The sequence below is a fragment of the Enterococcus sp. ARL09-542 genome, from assembly GCF_005234805.1.
GTDB classification, from domain to species: Bacteria; Bacillota; Bacilli; order Lactobacillales; family Enterococcaceae; genus Enterococcus_D; species Enterococcus_D gallinarum.
This window is the reverse complement of record NZ_QPQX01000019.1, coordinates 1-26,764: the sequence shown is the minus strand read 5'-3', so window position 1 is coordinate 26,764 and position 26,764 is coordinate 1. Positions and strand designations below refer to the sequence as shown.

The window sequence follows — 26,764 nt, the reverse complement described above, 5'->3', positions numbered from 1 at the left end:
TGGTCTTTTTTACTGCTTTAAGGAGAGAGAATAATGGATTACAGAGAAGTAGGAAGAAATGTATTGCAACAGGTTGGGGGAAAAGAAAATGTGGTCAGCTTAACCCATTGTGCCACCAGACTGCGTTTTGAACTCAAAGATAAAAGGAAAGCCGATACGAAAGCCTTAGAAAAAACACTTGGTGTAATTAGTGTGGTGGATAGCGGTGGACAATACCAAGTGGTGATTGGCAATGAAGTCCAAACAGCCTTCAAGGAAATTCAAAAGGAAGTGGGAACTTCAATTAAAAAGGGCCCCTCTTCAGACAATCAAGAAAGTATTATTTCAAGATTGATTAGTGTCATTTCTACCACCTTTACACCGATGATTCCAGCTATAACAGGTGCCGGGATGGTAAAAGCCATTTTGGCCGTCTTGACTTTGACTGGTGTACTATCAGACAGTAGTCAAACTTACATCATTTTGAATACTATTGCTGATGCAGCCTTTTATTTTATGCCAGTACTATTAGCCTATGGGGCAGCCATAAAGTTTGATGTCAACCCAATTTTGGCGATTACTGTTGCTGGCATTTTGCTTCATCCAAATATTTCACAGCTTTTTTCTACTGGCGATGCCGTTTCTTTTCTAGGAATTCCGGTATTAGCTGCAGATTATGCGGGATCAGTTTTACCGATTATCTTTACTGTTTGGATCATGTCCTATGTAGAGCCCTTTGCGGATCGAATTTCGCCTTCGTTTATTAAATTCTTTACTAAGCCGATGCTGGTATTTTTAATTATGGGGCCTTTAGCGTTGGTTGTCATTGGACCGTTTGGAACGTTGCTGAACGATCTTATAGCAATGGGGGCTGAATGGATTAACGGCAAAGCAGCTTGGTTAATTCCATTTTTGATGGGTGGTTTGCAGCCATTTTTGGTGGTTACGGGTACAGCTTGGGCAATGACGCCAATCGCTACTATGCAATTGAGCAGTACGGGTTCTGAAATGATCAATGGGCCAGGAATGCTGGCTTCTAATATTGCTCAATCAGGTGCTACCTTTGCTGTAGCCGCGAAAACTAAAAACAAAGAGTTGAAGCAGCTAGCTGTGTCCACTGGGATCACTGCTTTAATGGGAATTACTGAGCCTTCACTCTATGGAGTAACCTTGAAGCTGAAAAAACCATTAGTTGCTTCCATGATTGGTGGTGCAATTGCTGGTTTGTATGCTGGCTTGAGCGGTTTAGTCAGATATGCCTTTGTTTCCCCTGGCTTAGCAGCCTTACCAGCCTTTATTGGAGAAAATCCAATGAATATTGTTCACGCAATTATTACGTGTGTAATCGCCTTTGTTGCAACCTTTATCATTGCTTATCTAATTGGATTTGACGATACTTCTGATGAATCAGAGCAAACGGCAATAGCCGAAGCAGTCATTGTTGAAAATCCGGTAAAAGGAACCGTGTGTCCTATTTCTGAAGTGAACGATGCTGTCTTTTCTAAGGGACTATTGGGAAAGGGCGTAGCCATTCATCCAGAAGAAAACAGCATTTATTCACCTGTTGAGGGAGAAGTCATTACTATTTTAGAATCTAAACATGCGATTGGTCTACGTTCTAAAGAAGGTATTGAATTATTGATCCATGTGGGGATCGACACCGTGAATTTAAAAGGGGAACCCTTTGAAGTATTTGTAAAAGCAGGAGATCAGGTGTCAGCAGGACAATTATTAATCAACGCCGATTTCGCTGCCATTAGAAACGCTGGCTACGATGATACAGTGATTGTGGTAGTGACCAACAGTGAAAATTACGCAGGAATTAGTGAAGCAAGCGGAAGCTTAAAGGAACACGAACCATTGATGCAAATTAGTTAAGGAGAGGATTTTTGTGCAATACAAACAGCTTTCAGCATTTCCAGAGAAGTTTTTATGGGGTGCCTCCATTAGTGCCTACCAGGCAGAGGGTGCCTATCAGGAGGATGGGAAACAACCGTCTATTATTGACAAGTATCAGCATACAGAAGGGGTAGCTAATTTTGAAGTTGCCTCGGATTTTTACCATCACTATAAAGAAGATATACAGCTGTTTAAAGAATTAGGCTTAAAAGCTTTTCGCTTTTCCATCGCTTGGACGCGAATTATGGATATTGAAAATAATAAAACCAATCAAAAGGGAATTTCTTTTTATCATCAAGTAATTGATGAATGCCTGAATCAGGGAATCGAACCGATTGTCACCATGTACCATTTCGATTTACCTTATTTTCTAGAGGAGCAGGGCGGTTGGTTAAATCGAGCAACTATCGATTATTTTGTGGACTATGTACAGGTATTGCTTACTGAGTATGGTGACAAGGTGAACTATTGGCTGACAATTAATGAGCAAAACACGATGATCCTTCATCCTGGAGCGATTGGTTTGCCACCAAGTGGAGAGCTGCCTTCAAAAAAAGAACTCTTTCAAATTAATCACCATGTTTTATTAGCTCAAGCTAGAGTAATTCACTTGTATCATCAGTTGAATCTTAAAGGAAAAATCGGTCCAGCAATCAATTTAACGGCTATGTATCAAGCTACCTCCAGTCCAGAAGATGCAATTGCAGCCCATAATTGGGAAACATTGAGAGGCTGGTCTTTCTTAGATGTAGCAGTTCGGGGAAAATACAATTATTTGTTTGAAAACTATTTGAATGATCGTGGATTATATCCTAAAATTGAGGCAGAGGATCAGGCAATTTTATCCTCCGGTAAACCCGATTTTATTGCGATTAATTATTATTCAACTGCCACCATCGCTGCCAGCAAAAATGACGGATCAGATGTTTCCGCTAGAGCGGGGGATCAACAGATCATGTTGGGAGAAGAAGGTGTCTACCGGGCAGCTGAAAATCCTTATGTAGATAAAACGCCATATGGCTGGGTAGTTGACCCTACTGGACTACGATTAACATTGAGGAAATTGTACGATCGCTATGATTTACCTATTTTAATTACTGAAAATGGCTATGGGGCACCCGACATAGTTGAGGAAGATAGACGAATTAATGACCAGGATCGAATTGATTATCTAGCCAAACATATTCTGGCTATTCAAGCAGCTTTAACAGATGGTGTAGATGTTTTTGGTTATTTACCTTGGTCAGCGATTGATGTTGTTAGTACCCATCAAGGCTTCAATAAGCGTTATGGTTTTATATATGTTGACCGAACCGATGAGAATCTTAAAGAATTAAAACGAATAAAAAAAGAAAGCTTCTTTTGGTATCAAAAAGTAATCGCAAGAAATGGCTTAGCTTAGAGAGAACGGTGAATCTAATGAGAGTAATTAAAACGTTAAACAACAGTTTAATTCTTTGCTTAGATAAGCAAGGCAAAGAAGTAATTTTGATGGGGAAAGGGATTGGATTTCAACTAAAGAAAGGCGATTTGGTTCCGGCTGACAAAATCCAAAAAGTATTTAAATTAGATTCACTTTCTGATGCTCTAAAAAAGGATTACATTAAACTGTTTGAGGCTGCTCCGGATGATCTAATTATTTGCGTCAAGCGAATTATCGATTATGCCAACGCCAAGTTTGACTTTAAGCTGAATAAAAGTCTATTTTTTACCTTGGTTGATCACTTGAAGCATGCCATTGAACGCAGTCAAAAAGGCATTGTTTTTCAAAATCGCCTGCTGATTGAAATTCAAAAGTATTACCCAAAAGAATTTGAGATCGGCTGCTATGCTATCCAATTGATCAACAAAAAAATGAATGTTCAGTTGCCAGAAGAGGAGGCTGGAAACATTGCGTTTCACATTGTAAATGCCCAAAGTGAACAAGCAAATATGGAAGAAACCATGCTCTCGGTAAGAGCACTAAAGGATATCTTGGCTATGCTAGGATATCTGTTTCCCGAAAAAAAGGTTGATAAAGATTCGATGCTTTACTTAAGATTTGTGACGCATTTACAGTTTTTTATTGCCCGAATGATTAAGAAGGAAGAGTTGCCGGAGAAGGATGATTTTTTGCTGGCTTCAGTGAAGCAGCGTTTTCCGAAAGAGTATCGGGCGGCCTTGAAAATCAAGGAGTACGTTCAAGAAGAGATGGGTGCCTCAGCAAATCAGGACGAACTGCTTTATCTAACACTGCATATTTCAAGGGTGTACTGAATGAAGAAAATATCGGCTGCACAATATATAAAGACTTGTTGGTTGTGCTAAGGCTCCTGATTCCTTGGAAAATTCTTCTAACAGTGCGGAGGTGAATGTTTCGACCTCTACCAGTGAAGTGGTAAAGTGTTCACAAGAAACTACTAGCTTGCCAGAAGAGCTACTTGGAGATTGGCAGATTAATAATAAGGATGCTGGTATAGAGATATCAGACAGTAAAGCTGTATTCCGTATAGGAAGGTCTCAAGTAGAGTCAAAGGATTATTATGTAGATGTAAACAACAAAATGCTTTTACATGTCTATTTTTCTTTTGAGTATGATAGTGTGAAATACATTGAAGTCTCTATTGAAAGAACTGGTTATAGTGAATTTATTAGTAAAAGCGTGGGAATTTTAACTATGCACACTAAAGATGGACAATATATAAGTTTGGGTGTGAAGAGAGTTTCCGGTGAGAATAATGAGACAGAAGCAGTTACGGAGCAGACGATGGATGAAAGAATCGATTCATCTAAGAGTAATGAGACAGAAGTAGATACTGGGAAGACGATAGATGAAAGAATTGATTCATTCATCGAAACATACACAGCTATACCACCTACTTGGAAGCTTGTAAATGAAGATAAAGGAATCACGATAAATACTGATACAGAGATTTCTACAGATGCTCAATCTTTATCAGATTTATTAGCTAATCTAACAGGTATCAGTAATGCAGTGACAGAGCAAGTTGGTAAAGACATTCCACTTCGGTTACTTGAAAATGGGAAAAAAGATTATTCTGTGGTATTTAAGAACGGACAGGTAACTGATTACAACGAAGTATTTAAAAAAGTTATTGAATAATGATTCTTCCATCTTTTTCATTTATTTACCCTACCCCGTTGTTATATGACCGTACTTATACATCTCCAGTAGCTTAGGATAAGCTACTGGGGGTATTTTTTTTCGGATTTGGAGCCCGACTATATTTATTTGTATCTGAAATGAAACGGAGATAGTTTCATTAAACGTTGATATATAAGTGTTTTAGACTGTTTCAGGTAGTGATTTTAGTGAAAAAATTTTTAAGAAATTTGTATATTTTATACTACTAGACAGTACTGTTTTTTTATGAAAAAATCATATGTAATTGTTTCATATGTATCTGAAATGGTTCTAAAGATAACTATGTAGAAATATAAAAAATAAGTTAACGATCAGTCTAAGTTATATCAAACAACGTTAGACTCCTTTCGCGTAGTTTATTAGCAAGAATAAGTTTCTTTCTTTTTTTTTTTTTTGCTTTTTATAAAAGGGGGTATGCTAAAATAAGAGGGTATATAGCAACTTTAAATAAGAGATAGGAGTGTATCTTTTTGGGTGCAGAATTAAATCAAAAATTATTTAGTGCGGCAGATAATCTCCGTAGTAAAATGGATGCGTCAGAATATAAAAATTATTTATTGGGACTGATTTTCTATAAATATTTATCCGATCGATTGTTGGAACAAGTGGTTCTTTTAGCAGATGAATCCTTAGAGGAATATGACACAGTAAGCAAACAAACAATGTTGTATCGTGAATTACTTTCAGATGAAGAATCAAAAGAAGATCTGATTGCCACAATCGTTGATATTTTGGGATATGCAATTGCACCAGAGTATCTTTTCAACGTCTTAGCGGATCAAGCAAAACAAGCAACGTTCCAATTGAACGATCTAAACAAAGCCTTTGTGCAATTGGCATCTACCTACAATCAATTTAATGGGTTATTTGATGATGTGGATCTCCAATCAAAAAAACTAGGAACAGATGAGCAACAACGAAATGTGACGATTACCGAAGTCATCAAGAAATTGAATGATGTAGATGTTTTAGAACACGATGGGGACGTGATCGGGGATGCGTATGAGTTTCTGATCAGTCAATTTGCTTCAGAAGCAGGGAAGAAAGCCGGAGAATTTTACACACCTCATATGGTTTCTGATATGATGGCGCAAATCGTAACGCTCGATCAAAAGGAACGACGATTCTTTAGTGTTTTTGATCCAACGATGGGTTCAGGTTCATTGATGTTAAACGTACGTAACTACTTAACACACCCAGATAACGTTAAATATCATGGGCAAGAACTAAATACAACGACATACAATCTAGCAAAAATGAACTTGATTTTACATGGTGTCGACGCCGAAGAAATGAATCTCCGCAATGGGGATACGTTGAATAAGGACTGGCCAACAGATGAACCTTACACATTTGATGCAGTAGTAATGAACCCACCTTATTCGGCTAATTGGTCAGCAGATACGACTTTCTTAGATGATTCTCGGTTTAATCGTTATGGGAAATTAGCGCCAAAATCCAAAGCAGATTTTGCGTTTCTTCTTCATGGGTTCTATCATTTGAAGGAAACAGGTACCATGGCCATCGTCTTACCACACGGAGTTTTATTCCGTGGCGCTGCAGAAGGGGTCATCCGTCAAAAATTACTAGAAGATGGCAGTATTTATGCTGTGATCGGTATGCCTGCGAACTTGTTCTTTGGGACATCGATTCCAACGACGGTGATTGTGTTGAAGAAGAATCGTCAAACTCGAGATGTATTATTCATTGATGCTAGTCGTGAATTTGTTAAAGGGAAAAATCAAAATAAACTATCGGAAGAAAACATTCAAAAAATCCTCGAAACCTACGCTGAAAGAAAAGATGTCGAGAAATACGCTCATTTGGCAACCTTTGATGAAATCAAAGAAAATGACTATAACTTAAATATCCCACGCTATGTAGATACTTTCGAAGAAGAAGAACCAATTGATATGGTTCATGTCGGAAATGACATCAAGAAGATACGACAAGAACAGCAAGTGCTAGAAAAAGAACTTTTAGAAGCTATCTCTTCCCTGCAAACAACACCTGAAAACGAAATGTGGTTACAAGGTGCGCTGGAGGTGTTCAAACATGAGCAATGATACACGACCAGAAATCCGTTTCCCAGGATTTACGGAAGATTGGGAAGAGCGTAAGTTAATTGATTTAGTTGTTAGACTTAATAAAAGTACAAACTCCAGTAGACTTCCAAAAGTTGAATTTGAAGATATCGTGGCAGGAGAAGGTAGACTGAATAAAGATGTGAGCCAGAAATTTGATAATAGAAAAGGGATTGAATTTTTACCAAATGATATTCTATATGGAAAGTTACGTCCATATTTAAAAAATTGGCTCAAGGCAACTTTTACAGGCGTAGCGATTGGGGATTTCTGGGTTTTTAGAGCTAAGAAGAGCGACTCGGACTTTATTTATTCTCTTATTCAAGCTGATAGATATCAAAAGGCTGCAAATGATACATCTGGAACAAAAATGCCTCGTTCAGACTGGAAAAAAGTTTCAGATACAGTATTCTATATTCCCAATGATTTAAAAGAACAACAAAAAATCGGCATATTCTTCAAAAAACTCGACGACACTATCGCTCTTCATCAACGTAAGTTAGATTTGCTGAAGGAAACGAAAAAAGGATTCTTACAAAAAATGTTCCCTAAAAACGGAGCAAAAGTGCCAGAAATTCGGTTTCCTGGATTTACGGAAGATTGGGAAGAGCGGAGGTTAAAACAGTTAGGTGAAATACAAACTGGTAATACTCCTCCAACAAATGATACAGAAAATTATAATAAGAATGGAATTATGTGGGTAACTCCAACCGATATTAACAACCTCGTTATCTCAGATACTGCTAAAAAACTTTCTGAGATTGGACGATTAAAAGCACGAATTGCGATGAAGGGATCGATATTGGTAACTTGTATTGCAAGTATTGGAAAAAATACATTAGCATTATCGGATGTAGGATTTAATCAACAAATAAATGCACTAACACCTAATAAAGAATTTGATTCTTATTTTCTTTTGTCTCAATCAGGAAAATGGTCTGAGAAAATGAAGATTCTTGCTGGAAGAGGTACAATGCAGATTGTAAATAAAACTGATTTTTCTAACATTACTACCTATGTTCCTAAATATAGAGAACAAGTCAAAATTGGACACTTCTTCAAACAACTTGATGATACCATCATGCTTCACCAACGCAAGTTAGATTTACTAAAAGAAACGAAAAAAGGCTTCTTACAAAAGATGTTTGTTTAGGGAGGGAAGATAAATGAAAATTAGTCACCGTGAGGAAGCGGAAGTAGAAGAACAGTTGATTCGTGTACTTGGGGAAGGACATAATCAGTGGACGTATCGTCCCGATCTAAAATCAGAAGAAGATCTTTGGATCAATTTACGTCAAAAAATTATGTCAAATAATCAAGCAGAACTGAATGATTCTCCTTTGACCGATAAAGAATTTGAAACGATCAAAACCGAATTATTGCTACGAACGAAAACCCCCTTTGATGCTGCGAAATGGTTAAAAGGTGAAAATGGAATGGCTCGGATCACGATTGAACGGGAAGATCCACAATTGGGTTCTGTCTCGCTCATTCTTTATTCCAATCAAGACATTGGTGGAGGAATCTCTACTTATGAAGTGGTCCATCAAATTGCAAAACGTGGAAGTAACATAGAAGCACGGGATCGACGTTTTGACGTCACCTTATTGATCAATGGATTACCGATTGTTCAAATCGAGTTGAAACAAGTAACCGCAAAAGATGGTTTTTATCAGGCGTTTAATCAAATCAAAAAATATGCAGAAGAAGGCATGTTTCGGAACAATATCTTTTCGACCTTACAGTTGTTTGTGGTTTCCAATGAACAAACGACCCGGTATTTTGCAAATGCTTTACCGAAGAATTTGCATCCTAAGTTTTTATTTAGTTGGCGAACGAAAGATAATAAAAAGGTAGAAAACTTATATGAGTTTTGTAAACAAGTGCTAAATATTCCGGATGCCCATCGCTTGATTGCGGATTATACGATTGTCAGTGAAGATCAAGACAATAAAACCCTCATGGTGTTACATCCTTATCAAGTCCATGCGATTCAAGCCTTGTTTATTGCCGCAAATAAACATCAATCAGGGTATGTGTGGCATGCGACTGGTTCAGGAAAGACGTTGACTAGTTTTGTATCTACTAAGCTTTTAGCACGAAAATCGGGGATCGATCGAACGATCATGTTAGTGGACCGCAAAGATTTAGATAATCAGACCACCACAGAGTTTACGAAATTTGCTTCGGAATTTAATACGGGGATTTCTTCCGGGAACGCCAAAGCGAATAGCTTGATCGTGGGAACAGGAAGTGCCAAAGAGTTAAGTGAAACCCTGTTGGCAGATGCCAATGCAAACGTTGTAATCATTACAACCCGTCAAAAACTAGATGCGGCGTTGAAATATGCAAAGAAACAGGAAGAGAAAAAAGGAACCAATCGCTTCCAAAAATTAATGGGGCAACATATCGTGTTTGTAGTCGATGAGTGTCATCGAGCGTTAAGTGCTGAAAATATGGAAGAAATCAAAAAAATGTTTCCGAAATCCACTTGGTTTGGCTTTACAGGTACACCGATTTTCCCTGAGAATCGGAAACAAGCCAAAGGGCAATTGGCACGTACGACCCATGATCAGTATGGAGAGGTCTTGCACACCTATACCATCAAGAATGCACTAGAAGATGGCTCGGTTTTAGGATTTCAAGTAGAGCATGAAAACACCGTGGAGCCGACTTCATTAGAGAATAAAATCTATCGGAAATTAAAAGAAGTAGAAACATATGCAGAGTATTCACCGGAACAGATCAATCGTATGATTGATCAAATGGAGCCTGTCAAAAAAGAAAGTTATTTGGACCCTACTGTTTTTGAAGCAGATGAACATATCCAAAAAGTCATTCATAAAATGTTCCGTCCAGACAATGCCTATACAAAATTTGATTTTCGAAATGGCCGTCCAACGAAGTCTGCGATCTTAACCACGAGTTCCATTGACATGGCCAAAAAGTATTATCGAGCGATCAAAGAAATGACGAAAGAACCTGACTGGTTAACAAAAGAGTTTCCTAATCAGCCCATTCGTGAAGGAAGAACGATGGAGGATCCTGATTTTCCACGAATCGCTATTACCTATTCATTAGAAGAAAACAGCCGAGATTCAAGTGTCCAACAAGAAGAAATGCAAAAAATTATTGAGGAATATAATCAGTATTTTGATACTGCCTGGTCTTTAGCAGACATTGAGCGTTATAACGGAGACATCAATAATCGTTTGGCACGAAAAAGAGCGGAATTCAAACAATTTGGGAAACAAATCGATTTAGTAATCGTAGTGGATCGTCTATTGACAGGTTTTGACGCACCTACGATTCAAACCCTATTTGTGGATCGTAATCTAGAGTATGCAGGATTGATTCAAGCTTTTTCACGTACGAACCGTACGTATCCTGAAAAGACAAAAGGATTGATTGTGACGTTTCGTAAGCCAGCGACAATGGAGAAGAATGTCGAGGATGCGACAAAACTGTATTCAGAAGCAAAAGAAGAATCGGGTTTGATTTATCCAAGTTATCAGGAATCCAAAAAAAGATTCAAGCAAGCATATGGTAAGTTAAAAGAGGTTTCATCCATGGAATCCATTGATGAACATACGCCACTTGAAATCCGTATCGAGTACGTCAAAGCATTCCAAGAATTGAATCGTGCGTATGAATCGTTAGTGACTTATGATGATTACAATGATGACATGGTGCAATCTTCAACTTTGAACAATCAAATTCAACTTTTGGAAGAACAAATTGGTGTGTACGAGACCGTGAAGGGTTCATTGATGGAGGAAGAAAGAGAAAAAGAGGGAGAAGATTTTTCAACGATCGAATTTTATAGTGAAAATACCACTAAGTTGTATGATATTGATTCTACTTATATTGATCAATTACTAGGAACTTATGCTGCGAATAGTTCAGATGCACGAGAAGAAATTGAAAAAGCTTTGGCTAAATTGAATAAAACAGAAGGAGTCAAAGAAGTTTACCGACAAATTTTAAATGCATTTGATGTGGGGACTTTAGATAGTAATGAAGATATCTTTGTCATTAAACGTCGCTATTTTACACAAGCAAGTGATGATTTGATTCATGCCTTTTCCAATGAGTGGTTTGTTTCTGAGAAAGAATTACATGCTTCTAATCTGCAATATATGCCAGGTGAAGATCCAATTCCTAATATGAAAGCAATTATCTACAGTAAGGATTACGAAGGATATAAAGCTAAACATCCAGAAGCGAAGCCATTTAAATACACACAAGAAATGAAGCGAGCCTGGCGTAAAATGTTAGATGATGAGTTGATTCCACTTGAGAATGAATTGAGGTAAACGAGAAGAGTTAAGAAAATTGTACGATTCAAAGATGGTAGTCAAGTGGAAGCGTAGAAAATAGGGATAGATGTCTTTTATTTGTTCACATTTTATAACGAAGTATTTAAGACAGCCATTGAATAATGTTTCCTCCACCTTTTTCATTCATTTACCCCACCCCGTTGTTATATGACCGTGTTTTGAGAGGAACCAATAAAAAGCATAGGCTAACTAGGGGTTCCTTTTTCTTTTGTTTTTTTGGAATCCGCTTAAGTGAAATGTATCTGAAATGAAACGAAAATAACGTGATTTTTTACTGTAATATCAAGGTTTTTGCTGTTTCAGATACCATGTAATCCAAAATAGTTTATTGAGAAAATAGGGGAGTATTTGATACTAACTAGTAGGAAAAAATGAGATAAAAATTAAATGGAATCATTTCAGGTAATCTGAAATAAAAAATATACAGCCCTGCGGTACTTTACCTATAGGGCTGTATATATTTTTTTACTCTCAGCGTTTTTGACTCCGTGTCTGACTCCGTTTTATTGATTTTAAATGTTATTCAATGACCATTTAACAGGTCAAATTTGATGTTTTTGACTCCGTATGACGCCGTTTGATATCTAGTGATATAGTGATTTGAGTCTATATCGAACAAGGGAAGATTGCAAAAGTCGAAGCTTAAAGGATTGATATTAAAGGATTAAGAGGTAAAAAGGTATCCCCATAATATCCTCTGACTCCGTTTTTGACCTCGCTTATCATCCGTTCATGTAAGAATCAAATAATTCGACTGTTTCATTTTGCCGATTTTTTGATACTTTAATATAAATGTCCATGATTGTTTTAGAAGAAGAATGTCCTAGCCTATCTTGTACATCTTTTACTTGAGCACCTGCTTCAAAGAGAAGGGTAGCATGAGTCTTTCTGAAGCCATGGACTTTGATTATCTTCATATCTGGGAACTTCCGTGCTACTTTATCCATGACATGGTTAGGGTAGCCTTTGTAAAGGAAGTCCCTTTTTTTATTCCCTTTGATAGTGCTGATTACAGGTATATCATCTATATTATCTATCCGAATCCCTCTAGAAAGGTTCTTTTATGTTACAGAACGTTTCCATTTTTTAGAATACGTAAGGTTCCATTATCAATTGAAATTACTCCCTTTGATTTGTCTGTTTTTGTAGGATTAATACATAGAGAGCCCTCGGATAGTTCTACTAACGTTTTGTTGAAGCAGATAGTTTGATTATCGAAATCTATGTCTCTACATGTCAGTCCGAGTATTTCTCCTTTTCGTTCCCCTGTATAAGAAGCTATTCTAAAGAATACTAAAGCACGCTCATCTTTTAACTTATGCAAACATTCAAAAAACAGATATTTCACATATATCTAAAAGTCGGAGATTGAAAGAATGAATTTATCTAAGAATTTTCACTAATGTTGCGAATATAATATCAGAAAATTTCGAAATAAATTTTGTTAAAAATTAGAAAAATCCGAATACTTAGTAGTGGATAAATTTTTTTCAGGAATAGTACGTTTTATTAAAATAAAAACTAATCCGACATCAACTTTTTTATCGAAGCAAACATCAAGCGGTGAAAAGACCTCTTTAGTTTGAAAAGTGTCGCTTTCATATTGATTTAAATTTTAGTTAAGTAGGTAAATTAAGAAATGATCAGTGTAAGTATTTCCTGATTTAGCGCACCTTGTTCACTTTGAGAATACAGGTTTTTGATGGACAGATTTTGCTTCAAATGTTTAAAGAACATGCCACTGTACTTGGTACAGGTCGGCGCCCCCATTTGGAGTTGCGTCAGATCGAGTCGTGACGATTCATTTTGTACAAATTAGAATTTAAAATTGAATACATGACGCGCACATTTTCCCAGAGAGCCATATTCTGGAATTAATCACAGCAATTAGTGATTATGCACAATCTAAAAAACTGATTTATAATAAAAATATTATTCAAATAAATAATAATAACTGCCCGCATGATGTTGACAGTTACAATAGCACATAGATAGACTGGCAAAGATGGTTCTTAATCTTTCACTTTGGTCAGAATTCTTGGGTTATCCTTCCAGTGAAAGTCAGCAGAAAATCCTTAATGCTTACAAATAATTTTTGCGAAATAGGTTTTATTGGTAAAGGACTCAATCATGAATATGAATTACTTTTATCTGGTAAATTTGGAAAAATTTTGCAAAGAAATAAAAATTAGACAAATTTGCTACACATAATCAAAGATTAAAAAAGTTTTTAAAATATAGTTGTTTGAATGGGGATATGAATTAGAGAAAATTAGTTGATTCAACGGGTGCTATCATTTTTGATAGCGTCATATGTGAAGTAAGCACACCTAATGAAAAAGGTTCAGGCTTGCTTTGAAGACTTATTAACAACTATGTCGACTATCCTGACTTAGGGTAGAGGAGTACCTCCACACACCTTAATTAGATGATAATGTTTGGACTGTAGGCTACTTAGCGGATTAAGATAAAGAGGAAGTAGAAAAAGAGCCTTGCGGAAAGACACTTTATCTGTTATCCGCGAGGCTCTTTATACATTTAAGCATATTTAAAAATTATTTGGAAACAGTACTTTCAAACTTTGTCTTATAAGCAGGGTACTTAGATATTTCATATTCAAACGGTTTCTGATTTTTAGCAAATCCAATACTTGTAAAGACAAAGACTGGCTCATTTTTTTCTAACTCAAGATAAAGGTTTTCTAAATCTGTTGGCGGTGTAACTTCAATTGAGCGTTTGGCATAAGCTAATCTAATTCCCCTACTTTCTAATACTGAGAACAGGGATTCTTTGGCAAAATCATGTTCAACAATTTCAGGTAAAACAGATAGGGGAATGCAACTTTTTGCAATACAAGTTGGATAGTCATCGATGTATCGAATTCTTTCCAAGACAAGCACTAAAGTATTCTGCTCAATCTCCAAACATTCACTAATTGTTGAATCAGCAGGTATGATGGTTTGTTGGATAATCTTAGAACTGATTTTCTTTCCTTGCTGAACCGCATCTTGGAAGAATCCGATAAAAGAGTCGAGTTCGTGATCAACATATTTTTCTGAAGCTGGTTTCACTAGATACCCGCGACCTTCATTTTTAGAAATAATTCCTTCGTCTTCTAAAGAAGCTAAAGCTTTCCGAATTGTTGGACGACTCACCGAAAATTCCTGGGCCAAATCTCTTTCCGAAGGCAATAATTCAGATTTCCGATCAGTGGTGATATACACTTTTCGAATTTGTTCTTTTACTTTGTCAAAAATCATAGTAATCCATCCTTTTACCAAGGTATTAACATTATATTACCATTTTTTTGACTTAATATCCCAGATTTTCCTTCAATTAATTCCTTCGCCGCTAATTGACCCCACAAATAGCCAATATATCGGTCATAAAAAGTTGGAGCTGATCCACGCTGAAGATACGCAAGATTTAAGTATTTGGTTTCTTTTGGTAAATTTTTGGTAATAAATTCAATGATTTTTTGTTTGTTAGATATACCTTCTGGTAAAAGCAATATAGGCGAGTAGAACTCCGACTCAAATTTTTTACATATTAAGTGTAAGTATTCCTTGTCGTCTCTCTCAACCCAATAAGTATTATTTGCAATGGAAGCGTACTCTGGAAGAGCAAAGCAGCCTCGGCCCATGACTTCCATTATAATAATACGATCATGAGCATTAGCAGTAGAAGTTAAATCATCGATTGATCGGATTATAGTGTTTAAGGCGCTATCGAAGCCAAGTGTATAATCGGTATTGGGGAAATCGTTATCAATAGTCCCTGGGATGACAGATACTTGTAATTCTGATTCATTTTTCAATAGTTCAGCTCCTTTCAAGGAACCGTTACCTCCAATAACAATTAAGTTGTCGATCTCCATCTTATTTAGGTTTTCAATAATAATTTTCCGACTTTCGAGATCTCTCATTTTCTCAAATCTGGCTGTTCCAATAAGTGTTCCAGCTTTGAATACCTCAACTTCTTTTAGAGAAACTGAGGCAATACATTCCTTAAATATTCCGGCATAACCATTCTTAAAAAAGACTACTTCCGAATCTGGTTCGCTATCAATTGTTTTTTTTATTGCTAATAAAGCTGAATTCATTCCGGGAGAGTCGCCACCACTACAGATAACTGCGATTTTCATTTTAGATCCTCCTAAAAAAGGTGACAGCGATTCTATTCTCCCATTAGAGAAAATGAAGCAATCAAATGGGCAATGGAGTCGCGGTCACCTTTTTCATATTTTTATGATTAGTATTCCATTTGCTTATAATAACGGCGAGTAGTTAAAGGGTGGTTACGTTCTTCTTCTAGAAAAGCACTAATTCGTTCAAAGACAGTAGCTAAGACGACTGGGGAAATAATTTTTCGCGTGTCTTCCGAAATGCCAGGTAAGTCATAGTCCTTTGTATCAACCGTTACGTGAACATCTGTAAACTTAGGAACGAAATTCTTCACGCGTTCTGTGAGAGGTCGAGAATCATCTTCTCCTTCTGTAATGATGACACTTACACCCGCTTCAATTAATTCAAGAGTTCCATGGAAGAAGTCTGCTGCATGAACAGGACGAGTCTTAATCCATTGCATCTCTTCTAAAATACACATGCCATAGTAATATGCTTCCGCAAAGCTATCACCAGCACCGGTTAAAATATGATATGAAGTATCTTTGTGTTTTTTTGCAAAAGATTTTGCCATTGGTTCCGCTTGCTCTTTAGCGTGCACTAAGGCTTCAGGTATTTTTTTTAAATCCTCAATATAGGTATTGTATTGATTGATATCGATTTCATTTCTTTGTTTCATTAAGAAGAGAGCAATCAGCAGTCCTTGAAGGTAATAATTTTCTGAAGATGTATCATCTAAAACGTCGTTATAGATAGAATATGTTGCAGCTTTTTCTAGGGGCGTTTTAGGACTTCCTACCAAAGCTAATGTTTTGACGTTCATTTCATTACAGTATTCGACTAACTCAAGTGTTTCTTTTGTTGTACCAGATAAAGATGGGATAACAACCAAAGATTTGTTAGAAAATGTTTTATTGGGATGAATCATAAATTCGGCAGCGATAACACGATGAAAAGGGAAAGTGCTACGAGTTCTCGCGAATTCGATTGTTGAATCAAAAAGAATACCAACTCCTCCAGACCCAATAAAGTAAATTTCTTCTAAGTCAGATGCGATGGATTCTAAAATATTGGAAATTTGTTCATTTGTTGCAACGGCACCAGCTTGAGTCTTTAAAAATCTTTCTTGATCAAAATTAAACATAAAAATCTCTCCTTTGATTACCAATGGTAATATTTTGTTTGCATAAATAAAATACCACAGGTAATAAAAAGTGTCAAATATTTTTTAGAAAAAATACCATAGGTATTGTTAAAGTGGAAAGATGTTTATAAAGAATATTGAATTTTATAGTGAAAATCATTTATTATTAAGTAAAGGAGGTGGGTTCATTTGAAAACGAAAATTTTAAAAGAATTAAATGATCTACTTAACAGCTATGATTTTCCACAATATTTTCCAGAAGAATGTAACGCGCAATATATTGCCCAAAAATTTCAAATAAAAAGAAATACGGCTAGTAAGCATCTAAACGAACTAATGGAACAGAAAAAAGTTGTGAAAATCAATGGTCGTCCTGTTCTTTTTTTTCCAGTCCATACAATTGAACGGTATATATCACATTCATTAGATAGTTTTGAGTTTTCTTCAATTGATTCGTTTAGAGAAAAAATTTCAAAGAAAAAAGCAGATCATTTTTTTAATGATTTAATTGGTGCAAAACAAAGTTTAAAAGAAGCGGTTCAACAAGGGATATCAGCAATGAAATATCCAGGTGGATTACCAATAATGTATTTTGGATCGTCCGGAGTTGGGAAGAGTTACTTAGTGGAAAAACTAGCTGAGTATTGCCGACAAACTGGTATTATTCATGAGAATGCTCCGTTCATCGAGTTAAACTGCGCTCAGTATTTTAATAATTCAGAGTTATTAACAAGTCAGTTGTTTGGCCATATGAAGGGATCGTTTACCGGCGCCGATTCTGACCATATTGGTATAATAGAAGCAGCAGACGGTGGAATCGTCTTTCTTGACGAAATTCATCGTTTACCACCAGAAGGACAAGAGAAACTTTTTATTCATATGGATAAAGGCGTTTTTCGAAGAGTTGGAGATAGTGGTCCTTGGCGTTTATCACATGTTAGATATATTTTTGCGACAACGGAACAGGAAGAAAATTTTTTTCTAGAAACTTTTCGACGAAGAATTCCGATTGTTTGTACTTTGCCTAATTACCAAGATAGAGAAATTAGCGAACGAAAAGAGATTGTCTTCCATTTATTAGAGAAAGAGTCTACTCTGATCAATAAAGAAATATTAGTTTCTGAAGCCGCCCTTAGTTTCCTGATTCGCTTAGATTTGTATGGAAACATTGGTGAGCTGGATGGACTAATAAAACAAACTATTGCGAATAAACTATTTAGTGGAAGCAATAAAAAATATATCGAAATTCATATTTCTGATTTACCTAGCAGGTACTTGCTAACAGAAAATATTGAGTTAAAAAACCAAATTGCGAGCCAACGGTTCTATATCTTTAGTAATGGTAACTATGTTCATGATTGTGACGAGACTTCAACTGTAACTACAAATTTACGAGGTTTGATTCATCGTGTTTCTAAATATTATTCAGAGTGTCATGATGTGAATAGAAATAGTGAAGAGTTTCGACGTTTTGTGAAGGACCAAATGGCAGAATTTAATGATCGTTTTATTTACCAAAAAAATTCAGAAGTCTTAGTTAAGTATTATTTACCGGAAATCCAAAATATTGTTCAAAAAATCTCTCCGAGTCTTTTTGTTCACCTTTCTGGCAATACGGTCCAAGCTATAGCTACCTATCTCGCTATTAGGGATCAATGGGGGTATGGGAAAGAGAATGCTTCAGCGAATGAAATTGAAAAGTTATATGAAAACCTAAAGTGTAACTATTTGACGGATTTAAATGTATTCTTACTGATCTTCGAGAACGCCCTGGATACAACATTGACTATTTGGGATAAACTGTATATCAGTTTGTGTGTTATTAGTGAGACCGGAAATGAAGCGAAAGACATTAACGCAATTATTTTAGCCCATGGATATGCGACAGCTAGTAGTATTGCTAATGTTGCCAATCGTTTGGTTAATCAGTTTGTCATAGATTCTATTGATATGCCTCTAGATATCAGCTTTAGTGAAGTAATTGACAGATTACTTCACTATATAGAGTATCGAAAGCCTAAAGATGGACTAGTGATTTTCGTTGATATGGGAAGTTTAGCTCAAATTAAGACTGAAATTGAACAAGTAATCGAAGTTCCAACAATGATTATTAATAATGTTACAACCGAAATGGCTATTGAAACCGCACAACTGATTCAAAGTACGAGTGATATCCAAAAGGTTGTAAAAAAATTGCCGTATTCTCAGTTTGAAAAGCAAGTTCTATATCCCATCAAAATTAGAAAACGTACAATCGTTGTTTCCTGCAATACTGGTTTGGGTACCTCCATAAAAATTAAAGAAATGATGGAAAATAATTTGTCGAAAGACTTGGGCATTGAATTTCTGCCATACGAAAATGAAACTCTTAGAGATACTCAGCAATTAGAGTTTCTCATTAAAACAAAGGATATCATTGCCATTATCGGAACAGATGATCCGCGTGTGTCGAACATTCCCTATATTTCTCTTGAAGAATTATTTGATGGTGAAATTGGCAAACTCTATAAAGTTCTTTTGAGAGTCTATGGAAAAGAGATTGCTGAGGCAATTAATCAAAATATTGTTAAAAATAGCTCATTAAACCGCTTGATTGACAGTCTTACTATTTTAGATGCCGAAAAAGTTGTCAATCAAATTGAGGAAAGTTTAAAAGATTATCAAATGAGGGTGGGGAAAACGTTATCATCATTGTCCAAAATTAATCTTTATGTTCATATCAGCTGTATGATTGAGCGACTAATTCGTAATCAGGGAGTAAGTAGTTATCCAGCAATAGATCAGTTTCTTAAGCGATACGAAACTGAGGTTGCTTCTATTCAAAAGGCACTTAGTAAGATTGAGAAACTTTATAATATTAAGATTCCTATGGAAGAGATTGCATATGTGTGCAACATCATTGTAAGTTATTGATAAAATAAAGTGACACTATTCACAGCGATGGAAATAGTGTCACTTTATTTTTTGTACGCCCTTTCATTTAAGTGGTGACAGTAATTGGCACAGTATTTGCTATTAACAAAGCGAAAGGAGTTCGGGTATGAGACAAATATTATGTATGAGCCACGGTCCTCTAGCAAAAGGAATGATTGAAACTTTGAGTATTATCGTAGGAGATTTGGATAATATTGATTTTCGATGTGCCTATGTCGATGGAAATAATGACGTAGAAATGATCATCGATGATTATCTAAAGGAATCTATGGGAAATGAGACGATTGTTGTAACCGACATTTTTGGTGGAAGCATTAATAATGAGTGGCTAAGACGGTTGCCAGATCTTTCTAAAGTCTATTTGATTTCTGGAATGAATTTAAGTCTTTTAGTGGATTTATATTTAAAATTCCAATTAGTTTCATCTGATCAGATTGAAGAAATTATTGATCATGCAATTCAAGCATCTTCTGGCTCGATTAAGTTTTGTAATCAGCTAGATTATGAGCAAACGGTTGATGACTTTTAAATAAAGGAGGGAAGAGAATGATTAAATTAGTGAGGATCGATCATCGTTTGATACACGGTCAAGTTGCTTTAACTTGGACGAACGCAATCAGTGCGGATTGCATTTTAGTAGCGAACGATGAAATTTTGAATGATCCAATTCAAAAGACAACTTTGAAATTAGCCGCACCACATAACGTGAAGGTTGTTATCAAATCAATTCAAGATTCGATTGATGCAATTAATAGTGGGAAGACAGATAAATACAAACTATTTGTAGTTACCAAAACCATTTCCGATGCTAAACGGTTGGCAAATGGGGTTGAACAAATTAAATCTGTAAATATCGGTAGTGTTAAGGAAACTAGTGGCAGTAGCGCTTTGACGCATACAATTTTTGTAACAGAAGAGGAACGAGCAGAACTTAAAGGAATGGTCTCAGAGGGCATTGAAGTGTTCGCTCAACAAGTTCCAACAGATAAGGCAATAGATTTAAAAAAATCTTTGTAATAAAAAAATAAGGGGGTAATTTCATGGATAGTCTCTTAGTACAAGCAATTTTGCTTGGTCTCTTGACTGCGTTCATCGTAATTGACTGGATGACAGGTACGAATAACTTATCAAGACCAATCGTATCTTCCGTCTTTGTTGGTTTAATTATGGGCGATCTTAAGATGGGGATTATGATGGGGGCAACACTGGAGTTAGCATTTATCGGAGCAATAACAATCGGAGCGGCACGTCCGCCTGATACGGTATCTGGTGGGATTTTAGGGACTGCGTTTGCTATTGCAACTGGCAAGGGAGCAGAATTTGCGTTGACCTTGGCATTCCCAATCGCTGCGCTATTCTTATTAGTTGATAATCTACTAACATTGCTTGTTCTACCAATGATTGCTAGAAAGGCAGATAGATATGCTGAAAAGGGCGAACTAAAAAATGTGTCGAAAATGCATGTTTTAGGTTTTGTCTTAGTAAAAAGTTTACCACGGGCTTTATTTGTCGGATTCTCATTTTACTTAGGAAGTCCTGTTATGGAACGAATCTTAAATGCTATTCCAACTTTTGTCCAAGATGGGATTAACATTGCTGCAGGCATTATGCCAGCACTAGGTTTTGCTATTTTATTGCAAATGCTTCTTAAGAAAGATGTCTTTGTATATTTCGTAATTGGTTTTGCACTCTTTAGCTACTTACATGTGCCGATTCTGGGGATTGCAATCTTCGGCGCATGTCTAGCTTATATTATAGTAAACATGGAAACCAAAGCTGCAATGGGTTCAAGAGGGGAGGAGATGGTTGAAGATGACTTCTAGTGGGAAAGCTTTAACTAAAGATGATTTAACAAAAATTTGTATTCGGTCATGTGCATTAGAAGCATCATGGAATTTTGAGCGCCAACAACATATGGGCTTTGCCTTTGCTATGATGCCAGCGTTAGAAAAAATTTATAGTGGCAATGAAGAAGAAAAGCAAAAAGCAGCTCAAAGACATCTAGAGTTTTTTAACACAGCTCCGCCATTATCAACATTCATAATGGGAATTGTGGCTTCTATGGAAGAAGAAAATGCCAAAAATCCTGATGACTTTGATACTTCTACAATCACTTCTATTAAAACTGCATTGATGGGACCATTAGCTGGTATTGGTGATTCAATGTTTTGGGGTACCTTATTAGTTATCGGTATCGGTGTAGGTGCTTCATTAGCAAAAGAAGGCAATATTTTGGGTCCATTTTTATTTTTACTAATCTTCAATGTCCCTAATTTTCTTCTCCGTTACTTTGGAGTTATGCAGGGATATAACTTTGGTACAAAGCTATTAGAGAACATTGAATCCTCTGGCGTCATGAAAACGTTGACTCATGCTGCCTCAATTTTGGGTCTTATGGTAATTGGGGGCATGTCTGGAAGTATGGTATCAATCAAAGTAGCTGGTTCTATTGGACAAGGTGATGAAGCAACAAAAATTCAAAGTATCATTGATGGTATTTTACCAAATCTGCTGTCAGTATTATGTGTATTTCTGATTTACTTGATGCTTAAAAAAGGCTTTAAAACAACTTACGTGTTATTCGGAATCTTTATCTTTGGTATCATAGCAGCCTTCTTCGGATTTTTGACAACTTAATTGAATAATCTAAATAATTGTAAGGAGAGAACTAATGTTAAACTATAATGCAAAAGAAATGAAAAAAAAAGGCAAACGGATTTACGGTATTCGTGAAGATGTAGAGAAAATTGCAAAGCAAGCTTATGATTCTGGAATTAGTAATATTTTCTTTACTGCTTCTGGTGGATCGGTAGCCGTAATGCAACCATTTGAGTATGTATTGATGACTGAATCAAGTATTCCTGTTTACTCTATGACTGCAGCTGAGCTTGTCTTAATGGGACATAAACAGTTGAATGAAAAATCTTTAGTAATCTTATACTCAAAATCTGGAGATACGAAAGAAACTATTAAGGCAGCTGAATATTTAAAAGAACGAAACGTGCCAACCGTTGGTATTGTAAGTAAAGAAGATACACCGTTAGAGGCTCTATCAACTTATGCAATCAATTACCTAGACGGCCGCCCTCAAGAAATGCCACTTTATTTCTTAATTATGTCTATCATGAATTTGAATGGGGAATTTCCTGAATACACTCGTTTTGCTGATGAACTGAAAAACTTACCAACGGCTCTGAATTCAGTTAGAGAACAGGCTGATGAAAAAGGGAAGAAGTATGCCGAAGAATTTAAAGAAGATCCTTATCAAATTTGGATTGGTAGCGGGAATTTATGGGGAATCACCTACTCTTATTCAATGTGTGTGCTTGAGGAATCTCAATGGTTGCGTACAAAGTCTGTCTCATCACCAGAGTTTTTCCATGGTACCCTCGAGTTAGTCGAAAAAGGAGTTTGTGTAACACTTTTGAAAACTGAGGGGGAAACACGGCTTTTAGATGCTCGAGTTGAAAAATTTGCGGTCCAATATACAGATAAATTTAATGTTTTTGATACTAAGGATTATGAGCTACCAGGTATTAGTGACGAATTTCGAAAGTACTTTTGTGCTCCAGTTATGTGGGCAGCCCTAGGTCGCGTCAGTGTTCATCTTGAAGATATTCGGAACCACTCTTTGGATAAACGTCGTTATTACCGAGTAGTTGAATACTAAAAGTAGGTGATTAATTATGACAGCGTATGTGATTGGATTTGGCGATAATGTTGTTGATTACTATGAGAATTTGAATCAAAAATTTCCAGGGGGAAATGCAGTTAATTTTGCTGTGAATGCAAAAAAGAGTGGTGTTAAAGCATACTATGTCGGTAGTCTATCATCTGATCCTGATGGCGTGTTATTACAACACGCCATCAGTTCTGAAGGTGTTGATATCTCTTTCTCGGAAGTTATTGACGAGCCTACTGAGCAAGCACATGTAACTATTAAAGATGGAGATAGGGAGTTTATAGGTGGCGTGCGTGGCTCCCGATTGACACCTGCTCTCTCAGCAGAACTTATTGATTTGATGAAGAACAGTTCATTAGTTCATACTAGTTGCCATAGTCGAACAGAAACAAAAATTAAAGAATTAAAAAAATATGATGTTAAAGTTTCTTTTGATTTTTCTGACTTAGATAAATATAGAACGCATGAATACTTGTCAGATGTTTGTCCGTCAATTTATATTGCACAGTTTTCAGTCGCTACAGATGATCAAGAGGAAATTAATCGCTTAATTAGTGAATGCAAGGACTTTGAGGTTCCGTATCTTCTTTTTACGCGTGGTAGTAAGAGCCCTGTTTTTGTTGACACTCGAGAGAATAAGACTTATGAAGGATTCATTCGCAAAGTTGAGTCACCTCATGATACAATGGGCGCAGGTGATGCATACTTTGCAGCTTTTGCAAGTAATTTTGTCTTATCTAAACGTGAAAAATCAATGATAGAACATGTTATTGATTGTTTTCACAAAGGTGCAAACCTTGCATATGAAACATTGATGATTGATGGCTCCTTTGGTCATGCTACACCTATTAACCCTTAGCTTTGTGCTTTGGGCTTTTATTGCTGGAATTTGTATAGTAGACTCATCATAACTATATTTTTGTATGTGAAAAGGCAAGAGGCTATGATGAAAATAACACTGGCTAATTGCATGAGGGAGCATATCGTTGTTAAAGCGTCATTGATAGTATGAATAAATATCTCAATAATATTATATTGTTATTTACTTAATTTATTGATTAGTCAAGCAAAGATAATCTTCTGTTACTTAACGAGACTAGTAGGTACAAGCACTTCATGTTATGTACGACCCAAAAATATTGCTGTTGATTATTTGCTGAAATTATTGCGAGCTTCAATTTATTTTTAAAGGACTTGGTAGGCTGCGTGATGAAATAAGACTTGGAAGGCTGTCTAAACCAATATATAGTAGACTAAATAGTAAAAAAGAGCATGGTAATTGTCTCTTTGTCAATAAGTCTAATGGTAATAAGACAAGTTGGAGATTGAGAATATTTTTATTGTGTAACCTGTTTTGAAGCGTACTTAACTAGCCCCGGCCAAAATCAAATTTTTTCGGGGTATATCAAGGGTTTGCGTCAATAACAGAATGTTATTTATCTATCACGTTCCTTGGTGGCGTGTAGAGTTGATGGTTACGTAGTAGCGTATCTACCAGACGCGTAAATTTTCTTGCGGTTAAGACGTGTGCTCGTTTGTGTTTATTTTTGGGACCTCTTTACATTTGCTTTGATAAAAAGCTTTATATTGAGGAAGATATTTTTTTACAGAGTTGGAAGCTTCAACTAAGTAGTATCTAAAATAGCGACTCCTTTGTTTTGTCAGAGGTGTATTTTGTGACCGATAGTTAACAGATTGTTTGCCTTTCCAACATAAGCCTGCGTATTTTGCCAATTTTGTTTGATCTTCAAATCGTTCAATTTGACCGATTTCAGCGATTAATCCAGCGGCGTGTACCTTTCCAATACCTGGAACACTAGTCAAATATTGATATTCTGGAATAACGACAACAAATTGCTCGGTTGCTTTATCCAAGTCTTTGATGTTCTTTTCAAGCGCACGAATTTCACATACAAGAACATTTAGAACGACATTGATGGATTCTTATGCAAGACTATCTAACCGATAACTCACGGCAATTGCACGTTGAATCGATTTGGCATTTTTTTCTGGATCTTTAAAGCGACATTTCCTTTTTCTTTTAGTAAGTCACAGAAAGCTTCAAAAGGAAGCACAGCCAATTCATCTAGCGTGAAGTCTTCTGTCACAAGAGTAATGACAGTGGCACTATAGAGACTTGTCGATTCATCGCGCATTTATCGAGTAAGCGTATTGCATTTGTACGTTAGATTTTCCAGAAAGTGTTGTTTTGTACGAGTGAAGTTGCTTAATGAGTCGATAGCGAGTGCGTGTTAAACGCTGTAAAACCACGTACTTCTCTTCTTTGATAGGAGAAGTTGTGAACCGTTGAATACGCAATAAATCAGCAATTCTTAACGCGTTGTTTCGATCAGTCGTATCTTCCTCAAACATGCGACTGAATTGTTTCATCCGAAAAGGATTTTCAATCCTCACAAGTGCATTGAGTTTTTTTAGCTCTGCATCTTCATGGAAAAACATCGAAGGATGAAAGCTGTACATGGACGTTTAATTCCATCTCAATAACGATTTGACCGAAGTGATTGTTTTCATTGAACACAAGAATCAGTTCTCGTGTCAATGGAGCCCTTTCAATGTCATTAGCAACAGAATTTTCAGTCAATATAGATAGCTGATCGTCGTCTGTTAGGAAGCAAACGTCTAATTTTTCAGAACTAACGTCATTACCAACAAATAATTTCATGGAATAAAAACCTATTTTCGATATAAATTCTAGAAAATGCTTCGATACTGTGGGATTCCACAGAAACTCACTGTGTGGTCACGACCTCGCCTAATAGAATACGGTAATAAAAGAGCTAATGAGTTGATAGTAAACACAGCGCTTTGGATAACAGACTTATGAAGGTAGACAAAGCTACAGGACTGATTAGCAAATTCTCGTTGAATCCTTTCCATACATCCATTGTACTCTGAGAAATCACACAATAACGAAATAAATTCCGGAAGGAATATGTTATTCAAAAAAATTTGTGTTTTATAGATACTTTAAAAGAAACTTATTAGGCAAAATATATTTTACGAAGACTGATGAGTTGTGCAAAATCAAATCTGAGTCAGAATGAACTTCATTCTAGCTCAGATTTTTGTTTAATGACTTCAGTCAGTTTCTTGCATTACGTGAATGAAAATGGGACTGGTGATGTCCAAACCCTAAAAAGTTAGACCAAAATCTAACTTCAGGGGGGATGGTATTTTTATGGGAAAATATAGCTTTGAATTCAAGTCAACAATCGTTCAAGAGTATCTTGAAGGAGAAGGTGGATTAGGATATTTAGCAAAAATACAAGGAGTGAGATCAAAAAAAGGTACACGGATGGATCAATCAAAAGTTAGACCAAAAAATCTAACTTTTTGGGGTCGTTATTTGTATGGCAAAATATCCTTTTGAATTAAAACTAAAAATCGTTAAAGAATATCTTAGTGGCGTGGG

At 36.2% G+C, this 26,764-nt stretch carries 18 protein-coding genes and 2 pseudogenes; 15 read left to right on the top strand and 5 right to left on the bottom strand.

The annotated features are described in order from the left end of the window. Positions 1 to 33: 33 nt before the first annotated feature. The 7 genes from DVW06_RS15040 to DVW06_RS15010 all read left to right on the top strand — a co-directional run bounded on the left by DVW06_RS15040 (position 34) and on the right by DVW06_RS15010 (position 11,423). On the top strand, positions 34 to 1,857 hold the full coding sequence (locus tag DVW06_RS15040; RefSeq protein ID WP_002298390.1) for a beta-glucoside-specific PTS transporter subunit IIABC: 1,824 nt from the start codon (positions 34 to 36) through the stop codon (positions 1,855 to 1,857). A 13-nt stretch (positions 1,858 to 1,870) separates the two neighbouring features. Beyond that, positions 1,871 to 3,280: a glycoside hydrolase family 1 protein gene (locus tag DVW06_RS15035; RefSeq protein WP_002298389.1), complete on the top strand. Its 1,410-nt coding sequence runs from the start codon at positions 1,871 to 1,873 to the stop codon at positions 3,278 to 3,280. A gap of 17 nt (positions 3,281 to 3,297) precedes the next feature. Continuing rightward, a complete protein-coding gene (locus DVW06_RS15030) occupies positions 3,298 to 4,134 on the top strand; it encodes a PRD domain-containing protein (protein WP_002298387.1) in 837 nt (278 codons plus the stop codon). 64 nt (positions 4,135 to 4,198) lie between these two features. Then, positions 4,199 to 4,981, top strand: coding sequence for a hypothetical protein (locus DVW06_RS15025; protein WP_002317770.1), 783 nt, complete (start codon positions 4,199 to 4,201; stop codon positions 4,979 to 4,981). A gap of 512 nt (positions 4,982 to 5,493) precedes the next feature. Continuing rightward, positions 5,494 to 7,089 carry a type I restriction-modification system subunit M gene (locus tag DVW06_RS15020; protein WP_002347316.1) on the top strand — a complete coding sequence of 532 codons (1,596 nt, stop codon included), beginning with the start codon at positions 5,494 to 5,496 and terminating at the stop codon, positions 7,087 to 7,089. Next, positions 7,079 to 8,260, top strand: a complete 1,182-nt coding sequence (locus DVW06_RS15015; RefSeq protein ID WP_137264824.1) for a restriction endonuclease subunit S — start codon at positions 7,079 to 7,081, stop codon at positions 8,258 to 8,260. The genes DVW06_RS15020 and DVW06_RS15015 overlap by 11 nt, the downstream gene beginning before the upstream one ends. Positions 8,261 to 8,273: 13 nt before the next feature. Then, positions 8,274 to 11,423 carry a type I restriction endonuclease subunit R gene (locus tag DVW06_RS15010; RefSeq protein WP_137264823.1) on the top strand — a complete coding sequence of 1,050 codons (3,150 nt, stop codon included), beginning with the start codon at positions 8,274 to 8,276 and terminating at the stop codon, positions 11,421 to 11,423. Positions 11,424 to 12,169: 746 nt separating this feature from the next. Here the strand turns inward: DVW06_RS15010 and DVW06_RS17780 are convergent. The 4 genes and pseudogenes from DVW06_RS17780 to DVW06_RS14985 form a co-directional block, all read right to left on the bottom strand. Further along, a pseudogene (locus DVW06_RS17780) lies at positions 12,170 to 12,783 on the bottom strand (site-specific integrase); the annotation flags it as partial. A gap of 1,219 nt (positions 12,784 to 14,002) precedes the next feature. Continuing rightward, the gene (locus DVW06_RS14995; protein WP_125276244.1) at positions 14,003 to 14,707 is read right to left on the bottom strand and encodes a GntR family transcriptional regulator; all 705 of its coding nucleotides are present in this window, start codon (positions 14,705 to 14,707) and stop codon (positions 14,003 to 14,005) included. Positions 14,708 to 14,721: 14 nt separating this feature from the next. Further along, positions 14,722 to 15,591, bottom strand: a complete 870-nt coding sequence (locus DVW06_RS14990) for a 6-phosphofructokinase (RefSeq protein WP_125276245.1) — start codon at positions 15,589 to 15,591, stop codon at positions 14,722 to 14,724. Positions 15,592 to 15,698: 107 nt separating this feature from the next. Beyond that, positions 15,699 to 16,715 carry an SIS domain-containing protein gene (locus DVW06_RS14985; protein WP_060804893.1) on the bottom strand — a complete coding sequence of 339 codons (1,017 nt, stop codon included), beginning with the start codon at positions 16,713 to 16,715 and terminating at the stop codon, positions 15,699 to 15,701. 189 nt (positions 16,716 to 16,904) lie between these two features. Between DVW06_RS14985 and DVW06_RS14980 the strand changes: the two genes are divergently transcribed. The 7 genes from DVW06_RS14980 (at position 16,905) to DVW06_RS14950 (ending at position 24,190) form a co-directional block, all read left to right on the top strand. Then, a complete protein-coding gene (locus DVW06_RS14980) occupies positions 16,905 to 19,628 on the top strand; it encodes a sigma 54-interacting transcriptional regulator (protein ID WP_137264822.1) in 2,724 nt (907 codons plus the stop codon). A 127-nt stretch (positions 19,629 to 19,755) separates the two neighbouring features. Beyond that, complete coding sequence (locus tag DVW06_RS14975; RefSeq protein WP_060805096.1) at positions 19,756 to 20,178, top strand: PTS sugar transporter subunit IIA; 423 nt, start codon at positions 19,756 to 19,758, stop codon at positions 20,176 to 20,178. A gap of 17 nt (positions 20,179 to 20,195) precedes the next feature. Continuing rightward, on the top strand, positions 20,196 to 20,666 hold the full coding sequence (locus DVW06_RS14970; protein WP_060805095.1) for a PTS sugar transporter subunit IIB: 471 nt from the start codon (positions 20,196 to 20,198) through the stop codon (positions 20,664 to 20,666). A gap of 23 nt (positions 20,667 to 20,689) precedes the next feature. Continuing rightward, a complete protein-coding gene (locus DVW06_RS14965) occupies positions 20,690 to 21,472 on the top strand; it encodes a PTS mannose/fructose/sorbose/N-acetylgalactosamine transporter subunit IIC (RefSeq protein WP_118215762.1) in 783 nt (260 codons plus the stop codon). After that, a complete protein-coding gene (locus DVW06_RS14960; RefSeq protein WP_137264821.1) occupies positions 21,462 to 22,286 on the top strand; it encodes a PTS system mannose/fructose/sorbose family transporter subunit IID in 825 nt (274 codons plus the stop codon). The genes DVW06_RS14965 and DVW06_RS14960 overlap by 11 nt, the downstream gene beginning before the upstream one ends. 34 nt (positions 22,287 to 22,320) lie before the next feature. Beyond that, positions 22,321 to 23,319, top strand: coding sequence for an SIS domain-containing protein (locus DVW06_RS14955; protein WP_060805092.1), 999 nt, complete (start codon positions 22,321 to 22,323; stop codon positions 23,317 to 23,319). A 16-nt stretch (positions 23,320 to 23,335) separates the two neighbouring features. After that, entirely contained in the window at positions 23,336 to 24,190 is an 855-nt protein-coding gene (locus DVW06_RS14950) for a PfkB family carbohydrate kinase (protein WP_060805091.1), read from the top strand. A gap of 573 nt (positions 24,191 to 24,763) precedes the next feature. Here the strand turns inward: DVW06_RS14950 and DVW06_RS14945 are convergent. Beyond that, a pseudogene (locus DVW06_RS14945) lies at positions 24,764 to 26,014 on the bottom strand (IS110 family transposase). A gap of 516 nt (positions 26,015 to 26,530) precedes the next feature. Between DVW06_RS14945 and DVW06_RS17300 the strand changes: the two are divergent. Further along, entirely contained in the window at positions 26,531 to 26,722 is a 192-nt protein-coding gene (locus DVW06_RS17300; RefSeq protein ID WP_202617066.1) for a hypothetical protein, read from the top strand. Positions 26,723 to 26,764 lie beyond the last annotated feature (42 nt).

What these genes read in the sequence shown, in the direction of transcription:
- DVW06_RS14990 (WP_125276245.1), bottom strand. Translation starts at nt 15,591, where the DNA reads ATGAAAATCGCAGTTATCTGTAGTGGTGGCGACTCTCCCGGAATGAAT.
- DVW06_RS17300 (WP_202617066.1), top strand. Translation starts at nt 26,531, where the DNA reads ATGGGAAAATATAGCTTTGAATTCAAGTCAACAATCGTTCAAGAGTAT.
- DVW06_RS15040 (WP_002298390.1), top strand. Translation starts at nt 34, where the DNA reads ATGGATTACAGAGAAGTAGGAAGAAATGTATTGCAACAGGTTGGGGGA.
- DVW06_RS14955 (WP_060805092.1), top strand. Translation starts at nt 22,321, where the DNA reads ATGTTAAACTATAATGCAAAAGAAATGAAAAAAAAAGGCAAACGGATT.
- DVW06_RS14995 (WP_125276244.1), bottom strand. Translation starts at nt 14,707, where the DNA reads ATGATTTTTGACAAAGTAAAAGAACAAATTCGAAAAGTGTATATCACC.
- DVW06_RS15010 (WP_137264823.1), top strand. Translation starts at nt 8,274, where the DNA reads ATGAAAATTAGTCACCGTGAGGAAGCGGAAGTAGAAGAACAGTTGATT.
- DVW06_RS14975 (WP_060805096.1), top strand. Translation starts at nt 19,756, where the DNA reads ATGAGACAAATATTATGTATGAGCCACGGTCCTCTAGCAAAAGGAATG.
- DVW06_RS14965 (WP_118215762.1), top strand. Translation starts at nt 20,690, where the DNA reads ATGGATAGTCTCTTAGTACAAGCAATTTTGCTTGGTCTCTTGACTGCG.
- DVW06_RS14950 (WP_060805091.1), top strand. Translation starts at nt 23,336, where the DNA reads ATGACAGCGTATGTGATTGGATTTGGCGATAATGTTGTTGATTACTAT.
- DVW06_RS14970 (WP_060805095.1), top strand. Translation starts at nt 20,196, where the DNA reads ATGATTAAATTAGTGAGGATCGATCATCGTTTGATACACGGTCAAGTT.
- DVW06_RS14985 (WP_060804893.1), bottom strand. Translation starts at nt 16,715, where the DNA reads ATGTTTAATTTTGATCAAGAAAGATTTTTAAAGACTCAAGCTGGTGCC.
- DVW06_RS15030 (WP_002298387.1), top strand. Translation starts at nt 3,298, where the DNA reads ATGAGAGTAATTAAAACGTTAAACAACAGTTTAATTCTTTGCTTAGAT.
- DVW06_RS15015 (WP_137264824.1), top strand. Translation starts at nt 7,079, where the DNA reads ATGAGCAATGATACACGACCAGAAATCCGTTTCCCAGGATTTACGGAA.
- DVW06_RS14960 (WP_137264821.1), top strand. Translation starts at nt 21,462, where the DNA reads ATGACTTCTAGTGGGAAAGCTTTAACTAAAGATGATTTAACAAAAATT.